The 12268-nt window shown below is 69.7% G+C and carries 13 protein-coding genes; 6 read left to right on the plus strand and 7 right to left on the minus strand.

The window, feature by feature from the left end:
- Positions 1 to 54 precede the first annotated feature (54 nt).
- From ACWGO0_RS00055 to ACWGO0_RS00065, 3 genes are all read left to right on the plus strand, one after another.
- Positions 55 to 1026 carry an ATP-binding cassette domain-containing protein gene (locus ACWGO0_RS00055; RefSeq protein ID WP_453525476.1) on the plus strand — a complete coding sequence of 324 codons (972 nt, stop codon included), beginning with the start codon at positions 55 to 57 and terminating at the stop codon, positions 1024 to 1026.
- Positions 1023 to 1883, plus strand: a complete 861-nt coding sequence (locus ACWGO0_RS00060; protein ID WP_453525479.1) for an ABC transporter permease — start codon at positions 1023 to 1025, stop codon at positions 1881 to 1883. The genes ACWGO0_RS00055 and ACWGO0_RS00060 overlap by 4 nt, the downstream gene beginning before the upstream one ends.
- 108 nt (positions 1884 to 1991) lie before the next feature.
- Complete coding sequence (locus ACWGO0_RS00065; protein WP_453525482.1) at positions 1992 to 2357, plus strand: hypothetical protein; 366 nt, start codon at positions 1992 to 1994, stop codon at positions 2355 to 2357.
- A 71-nt stretch (positions 2358 to 2428) separates the two neighbouring features.
- Here the strand turns inward: ACWGO0_RS00065 and ACWGO0_RS00070 are convergent, their stop codons facing one another.
- The 6 genes from ACWGO0_RS00070 to ACWGO0_RS00095 all read right to left on the minus strand — a co-directional run bounded on the left by ACWGO0_RS00070 (position 2429) and on the right by ACWGO0_RS00095 (position 7879).
- Positions 2429 to 2851 (minus strand): universal stress protein, encoded by a 423-nt coding sequence (locus tag ACWGO0_RS00070; RefSeq protein ID WP_453525485.1) that lies wholly within the window; start codon positions 2849 to 2851, stop codon positions 2429 to 2431.
- A 98-nt stretch (positions 2852 to 2949) separates the two neighbouring features.
- Complete coding sequence (locus tag ACWGO0_RS00075; RefSeq protein WP_453525488.1) at positions 2950 to 3609, minus strand: FMN reductase; 660 nt, start codon at positions 3607 to 3609, stop codon at positions 2950 to 2952.
- A gap of 5 nt (positions 3610 to 3614) precedes the next feature.
- Entirely contained in the window at positions 3615 to 4703 is a 1089-nt protein-coding gene (locus ACWGO0_RS00080; protein ID WP_453525491.1) for an LLM class flavin-dependent oxidoreductase, read from the minus strand.
- A gap of 73 nt (positions 4704 to 4776) precedes the next feature.
- Positions 4777 to 6492 (minus strand): SulP family inorganic anion transporter, encoded by a 1716-nt coding sequence (locus ACWGO0_RS00085; RefSeq protein ID WP_453525494.1) that lies wholly within the window; start codon positions 6490 to 6492, stop codon positions 4777 to 4779.
- A 205-nt stretch (positions 6493 to 6697) separates the two neighbouring features.
- Positions 6698 to 6994 (minus strand): hypothetical protein, encoded by a 297-nt coding sequence (locus tag ACWGO0_RS00090; RefSeq protein ID WP_453525497.1) that lies wholly within the window; start codon positions 6992 to 6994, stop codon positions 6698 to 6700.
- 153 nt (positions 6995 to 7147) lie between these two features.
- A complete protein-coding gene (locus ACWGO0_RS00095) occupies positions 7148 to 7879 on the minus strand; it encodes a flavodoxin family protein (RefSeq protein WP_453525500.1) in 732 nt (243 codons plus the stop codon).
- Positions 7880 to 8029: 150 nt separating this feature from the next.
- On the opposite strand from ACWGO0_RS00095, the gene ACWGO0_RS00100 reads away from it, so the two are divergent.
- The 3 genes from ACWGO0_RS00100 to trpS all read left to right on the plus strand — a co-directional run bounded on the left by ACWGO0_RS00100 (position 8030) and on the right by trpS (position 10067).
- Positions 8030 to 8272, plus strand: coding sequence for a type II toxin-antitoxin system Phd/YefM family antitoxin (locus tag ACWGO0_RS00100; RefSeq protein WP_453525503.1), 243 nt, complete (start codon positions 8030 to 8032; stop codon positions 8270 to 8272).
- Positions 8269 to 8715 (plus strand): PIN domain-containing protein, encoded by a 447-nt coding sequence (locus ACWGO0_RS00105; RefSeq protein WP_453525506.1) that lies wholly within the window; start codon positions 8269 to 8271, stop codon positions 8713 to 8715. The genes ACWGO0_RS00100 and ACWGO0_RS00105 overlap by 4 nt, the downstream gene beginning before the upstream one ends.
- 284 nt (positions 8716 to 8999) lie before the next feature.
- Positions 9000 to 10067, plus strand: coding sequence for a tryptophan--tRNA ligase (trpS, locus tag ACWGO0_RS00110; RefSeq protein ID WP_453525509.1), 1068 nt, complete (start codon positions 9000 to 9002; stop codon positions 10065 to 10067).
- Between the two features lie 20 nt (positions 10068 to 10087).
- Here the strand turns inward: trpS and ACWGO0_RS00115 are convergent, their stop codons facing one another.
- Positions 10088 to 12064, minus strand: coding sequence for an NAD-binding protein (locus ACWGO0_RS00115; protein WP_453525512.1), 1977 nt, complete (start codon positions 12062 to 12064; stop codon positions 10088 to 10090).
- Positions 12065 to 12268: the final 204 nt, after the last annotated feature.

The raw sequence follows: 12268 nt of genomic DNA on the forward strand, positions 1-12268 counted from the left end.
TGCGCCGTCGCCCCGCCGCCCATCGACCGACACCGACCCGACAAGGAATGGAACATGACGACGGAACTGGCCATCGAGACCAACGGGCTGGTGAAAATCTTCGGCGACAACCGCGCGGTCGACGGCGTCGACCTCGCCGTCCCGCCCGGCACGGTCTACGGCGTCCTCGGACCGAACGGCGCAGGGAAGACCACCACCGTACGGATGCTGGCGACCCTCCTGCGCCCGGACGGCGGCGAGGCACGGGTGTTCGGCAAGGACGTCGTGAAGGACGCCGACGCGGTCCGCAGCCTGGTCAGTCTCACCGGGCAGTACGCCTCGGTGGACGAGGACCTGACCGGCACCGAGAACCTGGTGCTGCTCGCCCGGCTCCTCGGGCACGCGAAGCCGGCGGCACGTACCCGCGCCGCGGAGCTGCTGGAGGCGTTCGGTCTGAGCGAGGCCGCGGGCAAGCAGGTGAAGAACTACTCGGGCGGTATGCGCCGCCGCATCGACATCGCCGCGTCCATCCTCAACACCCCGAACCTGCTCTTCCTCGACGAGCCGACGACCGGGCTCGACCCGCGCAGCCGCAACCAGGTGTGGGACATCGTGCGGGCCGTCGTCGCGCAGGGCACGACGGTCATGCTGACCACCCAGTATCTGGACGAGGCCGACCACTTGGCGTCCCGGATCGCGGTCATCGACCACGGCAAGGTCATCGCCGAGGGGACGAAGGGCGAGCTGAAGGCGTCGGTAGGCGCCGGCTCCGTACATCTGCGTCTGCGGGATGCATCCCAGCGCCCCGAGGCCGAGCGGGTGCTGTCCCTCGCGCTGAACGCGACCGTGCAGCTGGACCCCGACCCGGTCGCGCTCACCGCCCGGGTCGACGGACACGCCACCGACCAGGGCGCCGCTGAACAGGCCGCCCGCGCGCTGGCGGAGCTGGCCCGCTGCGGGATCACCGTGGACAACTTCTCGCTGGGACAGCCCAGCCTCGACGAGGTCTTCCTCGCACTCACGGACAAGAAGGGAGTGGCGGCATGACGACCACGACTGACAGGACCGGGCTGCCTGAGGACGCCGCACTCGCCGCGCCCGACGCGGAGAGCCTGGCGGCCCTGCTGGTCGGCCAGGAGAGACCGCCGAGGCCGAGCGCGCTGTCGGCGTCCCTCACGTTCGGCTGGCGGGCCATGCTGAAGATCAAGCATGTGCCGGAACAGCTCTTCGACGTGACGGCGTTCCCGATCATGATGGTGCTGATGTACACGTACCTCTTCGGCGGTGCGCTGGCCGGTTCCACCGAGGAGTACATCCAGTTCCTGTTGCCCGGCATCCTGGTGATGAGCGTCGTGATGATCACGATGTACACGGGCGTCGCGGTCAACACCGACATCACCAAGGGAGTCTTCGACCGCTTCCGTACGCTGCCGATCTGGCGCCCCGCGGCGATGGTCGGCTATCTGCTCGGCGACGTCCTGCGCTACGTACTGGCCTCGGCGGTGATGCTGACGGTCGGCATGATCATCGGCTACCGCCCGGACGGCGGACCCGTCGGAGTGCTGGCGGGCGTGGCCCTGCTGGTGGTGTTCTCGTTCGCGTTCTCGTGGATCTGGACCATGTTCGGGCTGATGCTGCGCACCGAGAAGTCGGTGATGGGCGTCAGCATGATGGTGATCTTCCCGCTGACGTTCCTGAGCAACGTGTTCGTCGACCCGGTCACGATGCCGGGCTGGCTCCAGGCGTTCGTGAACAACAGTCCGGTGACGCACCTCGCGTCCGCGGTACGGGAACTGATGGCCGGCGAGTGGCCCGCGACGGAGATCGCCTGGTCGCTGGGGTGGTCGGCACTCTTCGTGGTCGTGTTCGGCTCGGTGACGATGCGGCTGTACAACCGGAAGTGACCGTCCAGGGGCTTGATTTCCCTACAGGTCGCACAGCACCCGGGCCGGGAACAGACTTGAAGGGCGGGAAGCTCGGGGCGCGCACAGCCGACCGGCCCTGGAGGAGTCATGACGGCAATGACACGGACGGAAACGCCCGTCGCCATCGAGCACGACGGTGTCGAACTGCGCATGCGGGACGTCGGGGGAGACATGACCGTCGCCTTCGTACGGTTCCCGAAGGGCACGGACATGTCCCCGGCGCTCAAGGGGCAGCCCGATGACCTGTGCCAGTGCCCCCACTGGGGCTATCTGCTCAAGGGCAGGCTGAAGATGCGGACCAAGGCGGGGGACGAGGTGTACGAGGCGGGGCAGGCGTTCTACTGGTCGCCGGGTCATGCTCCCGAGGCGCTGGAGGACTGCGAGTACGTGGACTTCTCGCCCACGAAGGAGTTCAACGAGGTCATCGACCACGTGAAGGCGCAGTCCGCCTGACGCGCGTGGAAGGACCCTGACGCTCGGATGGGCGGCCCGTCCTGTGGGCCGCCCATCCCGTGTTGTCCCCGTCAGTCCCGTACGACCGTCACCGGGCACGGTGCGTGCTGGGTGACGTGCAGACTCACCGAGCCGAGCAGCGTCGCCTTGAAGCCGCTGTATCCGCGTGCGCCGACGACCAGCAGATTCGCGCCCTTGGCCCGGTCCAGCAGGGCCTGTGCCGGGTTGCCGATCACGATGATCTTGCTGACGGCGGCTGCGCCCTCGGCGCCGAGGGCCTCCTCCAGTGCCTCGGTGAGCGAGACCGTCGCCAGGGCCTGCGGATCGAAGTCCTCCGGCATGCCCGGCATCATGGACGCCCAGCTGGTCGCGGGGTACTCCCAGCTGTTCACGGCCTCGACGGAATCGCCCGTCAGCTCGGCCTGGCGTACGGCCCAGTGCAGCGCCTTGATCGATGTCTCGGAGCCGTCCACGCCCACGACGATCCTGCCCATGTCTGCCTCCAGCTCGGTTCAGCTCGGGTTCAGCTCGGTTCAGCTTGGTAAGACGTTCGGTCCAAATCTAATCAAACCTGACATTTCTCCACTCGGCGTCAGTTCAGCCGGAGGTCGGCGAGCTGCTGTTCGAACGGCACGACCGCCTCGTCGCCGTCGTCGAGGCCGAGCGCCTTCGACGCCCCGGAGACCGTCCGCCCCAGCACCGCCGATGCCAGCTCGCCGCCCGCCCGCCGGATGCGGGAGGGCAGGCCCTCGGTGTACTCGTCGCCCGACGAGCCCCAGTCCTCCGACGCCGCGTACACGGACGTCGGCAGGGTGACGGCCCGCAGATAGGCGAAGAGCGGGCGCAGCGCGTGTTCGAGGACCAGCGAGTGCCGGGCCGTGCCGCCCGTCGCCGCGATCACGACGGGCTTGCCGGTCAGCGCGGTGTTGTCGATCAGGTCGAAGAACGACTTGAACAGTCCGCTGTACGAGGCGGTGAAGACCGGCGTCACGGCGATCAGACCGTCCGCCTCCGTCACCGCTTCGATCGCGTCCTTCAGGGCACGCGGCGGGAAGCCGGTGACCAGGTTGTTCGCGATGTCGACGGCCAGGTCGCGCAGTTCGATGATCCGTACGTCGATCCTGCGGTCCTGGTCGGCCTCCAGCCGCTCACGGGCGGCCTCGGCCAGCCGGTCGGCCAGCAGCCGGGTGGAAGAGGGGCTGCTCAGCCCGGCCGAGACGGCGACGATCTTCAGGGGTGCGGTGGCGAACACGGTGGTCAGCCCTCCTTCTGCGGGGAGCGGGCGGCGGTGACCGCCGGGTGGACGGGGGCGTCCGGCACACCGGCCGGGCGCAGACGGGCGAACTCCTTGCGCAGTACGGGCACGACCTCCTCGCCGAGGATGTCGAGCTGCTCCAGGACCGTCTTCAGCGGCAGTCCCGCGTGGTCCATCAGGAACAGCTGGCGCTGGTAGTCGCCGACGGAGTCACGGAAGGACAGGGTCCGCTCGATGACCTCCTGCGGGGAGCCGACGGTCAGTGGGGTCTGCTCGCTGAAGTCCTCCAGCGAGGGCCCGTGTCCGTAGACCGGCGCGTTGTCGAAGTACGGGCGGAACTCCCGTACCGCGTCCTGCGAGTTCTTCCGCATGAACACCTGGCCGCCCAGGCCCACGATGGCCTGCTCGGCGGTGCCGTGCCCGTAGTGGGCGTAGCGCCTGCGGTAGAGGTCGACCATCTTCTCCGTGTGCTCCATGGGCCAGAAGATGTTGTTGTGGAAGAAGCCGTCGCCGTAATAGGCGGCCTGTTCGGCGATCTCCGGGGAGCGGATGGAGCCGTGCCAGACGAACGGCGGGACGCCGTCCAGCGGGCGCGGGGTGGCGGTGAAGGACTGGAGCGGCGTGCGGAACTTGCCCTCCCAGTCGACGACGTCCTCGCGCCACAGCTTGTGCAGCAGGGCGTAGTTCTCGATCGCCATCGGGATGCCCTGGCGGATGTCCTTGCCGAACCAGGGGTAGACGGGGCCGGTGTTGCCGCGGCCCATCATCAGGTCCATGCGGCCGTCCGCGAGGTGCTGGAGCGTGGCGTAGTCCTCGGCGATCTTCACCGGGTCGTTGGTGGTGATCAGCGTGGTGGACGTGGACAGGATCAGCTTCTCGGTGCGGGCGGCGATGTAGCCGAGCGTGGTGGTCGGTGAGGACGGGACGAAGGGCGGGTTGTGGTGCTCGCCGGTCGCGAAGACGTCCAGGCCCACTTCCTCGGCCTTGAGCGCGATCTCGATGGTCGCCTTGATGCGCTCGTGCTCGCTCGGTGTCCGGCCGGTCGTGGGGTCGGTGGTGACGTCTCCGACGGTGAAGATCCCGAACTGCATGACGCCCGCCCTTCAAGTTTTGGTTGAATATTGAACTATGTGAACACACCCTACAACGGGGCACCCACCCGACCTATTCCGCACTCCCCGGACGCAACGATTCCTGCTGGTCGGAGCCCTGTTGTTCCGCGACCCACCGCTCGGCCCGCGCGATCGCCTCCTCCTGCGCCCCGAAGATCTCCTCCCGGGCCGGGAGCACCCGGTCCTCACCCAGCTCCGCCGTGGTCCCGGTCCGGCGCAGCACCCGCGCGAGACCCGGCTCGACCCCCGCCAGATAGAGCCGACCGCCGTGTTTCTCCAGGTCACGGGCGTACCGCCCCAGCAGCTTCAGCACCACCGAGGACGGCACGTCCGGGGCGGTACGCAGCGAGAGCACCACCGCGGCGCCGCGCGCCCGCGACATGTCGGGCCACTGGGCGTCGATCCGAGGGGCCTCCGCGAACAGGCTCGTACCGTCGTAGAAGAGGACGACGACCTCGCCGGGCCCGACCCGGGCCGGCGGCTCGGTGAACCTCCACGCGCCCGGCCCCGCACCGCGCTCCAGCCTCCGCAGCCCGCCCTGGCGGGCGGCCTGCACGCAGTACAGGAGCAGCGAAAGCAGCGCACCGATGATGATCGCCTGCTGCAACGGCAGCTGGGTGGTGGCGACGAACGTGACGACCATGGCCGCCGCCGACAGCGGGGACGTACGTAGCACCAGCAGGATGTCCTTGCGGCGCCCCCAGATCAGCTCGCAGCCGATCACGATGATCAGCCCGCCGATCACCGGCATCGGAATCCGCTCGGCCAGCGAGCCGAGCGTCAGCACCAGCAGGGCCAGCCACAGCCCCGCGAAGATCCCGGTCCACCGGGTGTGGGCGCCCGCACCGACCGCGACTCCGGTACGGGACATGGAACCGCCTGCCGGCAGCGCGCCGAAGAGCCCGCCGCCGATGTTGCCGATGCCCTGCGCGACGAAGTCGCCGTCGACGGAGGACTTGGAGCCGTCCGGATTGGGAACGGTCGGGCCGATGGACGTGGCCTGGGCCAGCGCGACCAGGGCGATCGCGAACGCGCCGGGGAGCAGTTCGCCGATCACCGAGAGATCGGGGGCGGTGAAGTGGGGCAGCGCCGCCGGGATGCGGGCGATGTCCCGGGCCAGCTCCACATCGACCGACAGCACCCCGACGCCCAGGCTGACGACGACGAGCGCGACCAGGATCGAGACCGGCTCCAGCTTCCTGACCAGCCGGACGAGCGCCCACACGGCGACGGTGACGAGGGCGGTCAGGGTGGCGGCGAGCTTCCAGTCGGCGGCATGGATCAGCCAGTCGAAGAGCTGGGTGAGCCGGTTGTGGCCTTCGGGTTCGTAGCCGGTGGCGTCGTCGAGGGAACCGGTGATGATCTGGAGGGCGATCCCGGTCGAGAAGCCGGTCATCACGGCGTTGGAGACGAAGCTCATGACGGCGCCGAGCTTCAGCAGCCCCAGCACCACCATGATGATCCCGGCCAGCACCACGACGGTCGCGATGTTCCCCGCGTCCTTGGGGTCCAGATGCGCTCCGGACAGCACGCTCTGCGAGGTCAGCGCGATGGCGGAGGTGAGCGTCGTGACCATCAGGACGGTACGGGCGAAGAAGGAGCCCAGGATGGTCGGGACGACGCCCGCGTAGATACCGGTGACCGGGTTGAAGCCGCCGATCGCCGCGTACGCCATGCCCTCCGGGATGGAGAAGAGCCCGGTCACCAGACCGGCCGACACGTCGGAGGGTGTCGGCCGGCCCAGTTTCGTCTTCTTCTTGCTGCGCAAGGAAAGGCCTCCCCTACGGCGTGACGACGGGGAGGCCGGGGAAGGCCGCGCCGCAACCGCGGTCGGCGTTCTCGGAACTGGTCGTGTCATGGAACGGAAGGGCGCTCATGACACCTCAGTAGAACCGAGTTGGGCGAAACGCGCATTTCATCCCACTGGGCGATGGTGGGCAACCGCCCGGACCGGCCGGGCGGTTGCCCCGAAGTCAGTCCCGCTTCACCGCGGCGAGACCCTTCTTCAGGTCCTCGCCGTTCATCACCGGCTGGATCTCGATCCTCGCGCCGAGATGGTCGAGGAGCGGCTCCGCGATGGTGGGCAGCCGTGAGCTGTCCGCCATGTCGAAGACGAACGTGCAGCACCGCCCGCCCTCGCTCGGCCCGAAGTAGGCCGCCTCCGGTTTCAGCTCTTCCATCATCTGCTGGACGACCTTCTGCAGCGTGCCGTTCTTGACCGCCGCATTCGAGACCTGGGTGTCCAGATGCGCCCTCAGCATGACTCTCATCGCAGTGTGTGCTCCTTGCGCCCACCACGACCGGCGCGGTGCGGTCCGCGCTCGCTGAGACCTGGGGACGTCCCGCTCAGGCTCTCCTCGGGCGACAGGTGCGGCAACATCTCGTGCGCCGTCCGGGCGGGGCCCGTCAGCGGTGCGCCGGATTCAGCGGTGCTCCGGGTTGGGGAAGTCCGGACGGCAGCCCGCGTCCCACGCGGAACGCTGGTTGCCATGGGCGGGGACGCCGCCCGAGCGCTTGAGCATCGCGGCGAGATGCATCAGGTTCCAGGCCATGAACGAGGTGTTCCGGTTGGTGAAGTCGTTCTCCGGCCCGCCCGACCCCGGCTCCATGTACGAGGGCCCTGGCCCCGCCTCCCCGATCCATCCCGCGTCGGCCTGCGGCGGGATCGTGTAGCCGAGGTGCTGGAGGCTGTAGAGCACGTTCATGGCGCAGTGCTTGACGCCGTCCTCGTTCCCGGTGATCAGACAGCCTCCGACCCGGCCGTAGTACGCGTACTGGTCCTGGTCGTTGAGGATGCTCGAACAGGCGTAGAGCCGCTCGATGACCCGCTTCATCGCCGAGCTGTTGTCACCCAGCCAGATCGGCCCGCACAGCACCAGGATGTCGGCGGCCATCACCCTCTCGTACAACGCGGGCCAGGCGTCCGTCTCCCAGCCGTGCTCCGTCATGTCCGGCCACACGCCGGTCGCGATGTCGTGATCGACGGCCCGGACGACCTCGGTGGTGACACCGCGCGCCTCCATCACCGAGCGGCTCCGCTCGACGAGCCCGTCCGTGTTGCTGGCCTCCGGGGACCGCTTGAGCGTGCAGTTGATGTACATCGCGCGCAGACCGTCGAAGCGGTAGGCGTCATCGGTACGGTCGGGTGGCACCATGCGGGGCTCCTTAACGAAACGGCGTGCCCCCGGTCTACCGCCGCAGACACCGATCCGGAACGAAGGGCGCGCGGTGTCCACCCGTACGCAGCAGGTCCGGTTCTGCTCCGGTATGTGCCCGCACCCCCTCCATGTAGTAACATGTACTACATGGAGACCACGGCCCGTGAGTTCAACCAGAAGTCGTCGCAGATCCTTGCCGCCGCAGCTCGCGGCGAGACCGTCACGGTCACCAAGAACGGCGTTGCCGTCGCGCGTGTGGTGCCGATAGGTGATGAGGACATCCCTCCGTACCCCACCGACCCCATGGGGCTCATCGAACTCCCCGACCTCGGCCTTCCGGACCTCACCAACGATGAGATCGAGGACGCGCTCAAGGGGATGGGGGCGTGAGCCTGATTGCCATTGCCGACACCAACGCCCTCTACCGTCTGCTCGACGCGCGAATCACCGGCCACGAGGCGCACAAGGAAGGGCTGGCGGCGATCAGCCATCTCATCGTCTCCCCGATGGTCCTGGCCGAATTGGACTATCTGATCTCGACGCGAGGCGGGCCCCGCAAGGCCTTGGTGGCGGCACGGTTCATCGAACGCAACGTGGTCACCCGCCGGTTCGAGGTGCCGTCGGTTGCCGCCCATCTGAGTGCGGCGATCGCTGTCGCCGAGGGCTACGCGGACGCTGACGGGGGGAAGGGCATCGGCATGACAGATGCGATGAACGTCGCCCTGGCCGCCGCGTACCGCACCGACGTCATGTTCACCACCGATCGCCATTTCCGCATGGTCCGGCCGCTGACCGGTCACGAAGCGTTCCGGCTGCTGCCCGACGACCTGTGAGCGGGGCCGAGGCTGTCACGTCCGAGGAGCCGAAGCTCTCTCGCTCCTCCCAGAGGCATTCCCGGCCTGCCAGCCGGGTGGCCGTTAGACTGCCCCCATGACCTCCGTACCGTGCCGGAACCGGTGGCGCTCCTCCTAGGAGCGGCCACCTCATCTGCACGGAACCAGGGCCGTTCGACAAGGACGGCCCTTTTTGCTGCCCTCGGGCGGTACGGATCCCCGGTTCGGCGGGCCGTCCTCCACGTATCCGGCGCATCACGCGCACTCGCGAGGAGAGACCGACCATGACCACGACCGTCAACGCTTCCGAAACCGTGATCACGCCCGCCCAGCGCCGCAGCGACGAGCTGGAGCAGCAGCTCGCACGGACCCCGGAACGCTTCCGCGTCCTCACCGGCGACCGCCCCACCGGCGCCCTCCACCTCGGCCACTACTTCGGCACCCTCCACAACCGGGTCCGGCTCCAGGACCTCGGCGTGGAGGTCTTCGTACTCGTCGCCGACTACCAGGTGCTCACCGACCGGGACGTCGCCGAGCGGCTCACCGAGTACGTGGAAGGGCTGCTGCTCGACCACCTGGCGATCGGGATCGACCCCGCGCGCACCACGCTCTTCAACCACAGCGCCGTCCCCGCCCTCAACCAGCTTCTGCTGCCCTTCCTGAGCCTCGTCTCCGTCGCCGAACTGGGCCGCAACCCCACCGTGAAGGACGAGATCGCGCACTCCCGGCAGTCCTCGGTCAGCGGCCTCATGTACACCTACCCGGTCCACCAGGCCGCCGACATCCTCTTCTGCAAGGGCAATCTGGTGCCGGTCGGCCAGGACCAGCTGCCGCACCTCGAAGTGACCCGGACCATCGCCCGGCGCTTCAACGAGCGGTACGGGGCGGTGTTCCCCGAACCCGACGCACTGCTCTCCGCCGCGCCGCTCCTCCTCGGCACCGACGGCACGAAGATGAGCAAGAGCCGCGCCAACTCCATCGCGCTCTCCGCCGGTGCCGACGAGACGGCACGGCTGATCAAGGGCGCGAAGACGGACGCCGAGCGCCACATCACGTACGACCCGGAGGGCAGGCCCGGGGTGTCGGGCCTCGTGCTGCTCGCCGCGCTCTGCCTCGACCGCGATCCGCACGAACTCGCCGAGGAGATCGGGAACGGCGGCGCCGCCGTCCTCAAGCGGACGGTGACCGAGGCGGTCAACGCGAGGATGGCGCCGATCCGGGCCCGGCGCGCGCAGTACGCGCAGGACATGGCGTACGTACGGTCGGTGCTGCGCGCGGGCAACGACCGGGCCAACGAGATCGCCGAGCGGACCCTCGACGAGGTACGGGACGCCATGGGCGGTCTGCGCTGACCCACAAACTGGCGCCCCCGTCAGCGCGGCGTCATCGAGCGCTGCCTGCGCAGCAGTTCGGCCAGGCCACGACGGGTAGCGGCGATCACCACCCGGTCCTCTGCGCGCAGCACGTACCCGGGATGCAGGTCCCAGACCAGGCCCGACGGTTGCTCCGCACCCCCGTCGGCGGCCAGGTCGGGCCTGCGGTCGGCGGGCGGGGTCGCGTCCAGGGCCAGCACCCGCCAGGCGCCGGCGCGGAACGCCTGCTCGACGGTGCGGCCCTCCAACTGGGGGTGGCCGCGCACCTCCAGGGCCGCGAACAGCATGACCTTCCGCTCGACCGGGACCGCGCCCAGGATCTGGCGGCCCATCATGGCGACCGCGAAGGACGGGGCGGCCAGGTGGGAGACGGAGCGGGAACGGGTCAGGGCATGCGGGTGGGCGGTGCGCAGGGTGCGGTAGACGGCGGTGGCGAACTCGTCGTCGAACAGGCGCAGGGCCACCTTGAGGTCCGGTTTGACCGAGCGGGCGTACAGCGCTGCTTCCAGGTTCGTCGTGTCGCCGCTGGTCAGGGCCAGGAGGGCGTGGGCACGGCGGATCTTGGCCGCTTCCAGGACGCCTTCCTGGGTGACGTCGCCGATGACCGTCGGGATGCGCATGCTCCGGGCCAGCGGGATGCCGCGCGCCTCCGGGTCCTCCTCGACGACGACCACGGGGACGTCCAGTTCGCGCAGGCGGACCAGCACTCTCGTACCGATCTTGCCGAGCCCGAGGAGGACGACGTGCCCGGACAGGCCGCGCGGCGGGCGGCGCAGCGACGACGCGGTGCGCAGCGAGCCGAACGCCTCCAGGACGGCGGCCACCAGGAGCGGCAGCAGCATCAGCCCGGCCAGTCCGGAGAGGAGCTGGATGATCTGGCGGGACGGCGGGTCGTCGACCGCCGGGTCGCCCATCGCGAACAGGTCGAGCAGTGTCAGATAGGCGGCGTGCAGCGGGTGGTAGTCGTTGGTCAGGACCGAGGCGACGGCCAGGCCGACCACGGCCACCGCCACACCCGCCGCCGACCAGCGCAGCCGCCGCGAGAACAGCCGGCCGAGCGGCGCGCCCCGGCCGCCCATCCGGGCAGGGGCCCGGTCGGGTCCCGCCCGGCTGATGGCCTCCAGGACGACCGTGCCCCTGCCGGTCGCAGCCGCCACCGACTGCTCGTCGGGCAGGAGCTGGGGCCCCTCGTCGCCGCTGCTGTCGGAACCTTCGGCGCCTGCGGGGTCATGGGTGGTTGAGGAGAGCAGGGCGAGCGTGCACAGGCCCGGGTCGACGGTCTCGCCGGGCCGTGGCGGCGGCCGGTCGGCGGCCCGCAGCAGCAGACCCTCGGCCTGGATGATCTTGCTGCTGCCGGTGAGCGCGGTGGCGGCGAGGGCGGGCGCTGCGGTGTCGGCGTCGGACAGTACGGTCGTGGAGGCGTCCAGCGCGGCCGGGTCGAGGCCCGGCATGGAGACGGCCGCCGCCTGGTCGAGCAGGGTCTCCAGGTGCTGGCCGAGCTTGCGGTTGTAGAGCCGGATGACCAGGCGCAGACGCGGGTTGAGGCGGCGGGCGGTCAGAGCGGCACGGATGTTGCGCTCGTCGTCGTCGTAGACGAGCGCGAGTGCGGCGGCCCGGTCGACACCCGCCTCCTCGAACACCTCGTCGGACGGCTCCAGCGCCTCGATGATGCGCACGGCCTCGACCCCGGCGTTGGTGTCGCCGCCGCCCGTGGCGCCGGCGGCGGCGCCGTTGCGGTTCATCGCCGCCGACATCCGCCCGAACAGGGCTGCCGCACGACCGCGTTGGGTCATCTGCTGCTCGGGATGGCCGGGGTCGCGGCCCGGCGGGAGGATCACGGTGACCCGTTCGCCGTAGACGTAACGGAGCTCCACGGCGAGGCGCCTGGCCAGCGTGTCGTCGCCGCAGACGACCATGTGTCCGCCGGTGGCGGTGCGTTGGGGCTGCTGAGGAAGAGGGGGCACGAAACCCAGCATGCCTTGCTCTCTTCCGTTCGGTCCGGGGCGGCGGAGCCCCGGCCGGTACGTCCGTACGGGAGGGAGGGTCCCGGCTGCCGTGTCGCCGCGAACGGCGTTGCGGCAGCCGGGGTGTTCCCCGTGTCCCCGTGCGTTCCCCCCGTGCGTTCCCCCGTGTGGTGCTGACCGGATGGTGTCAGCCGTGGCCGCGCCGCCGCACTGCCG

It is taken from the genome of Streptomyces sp. NPDC055749 (assembly GCF_053617235.1).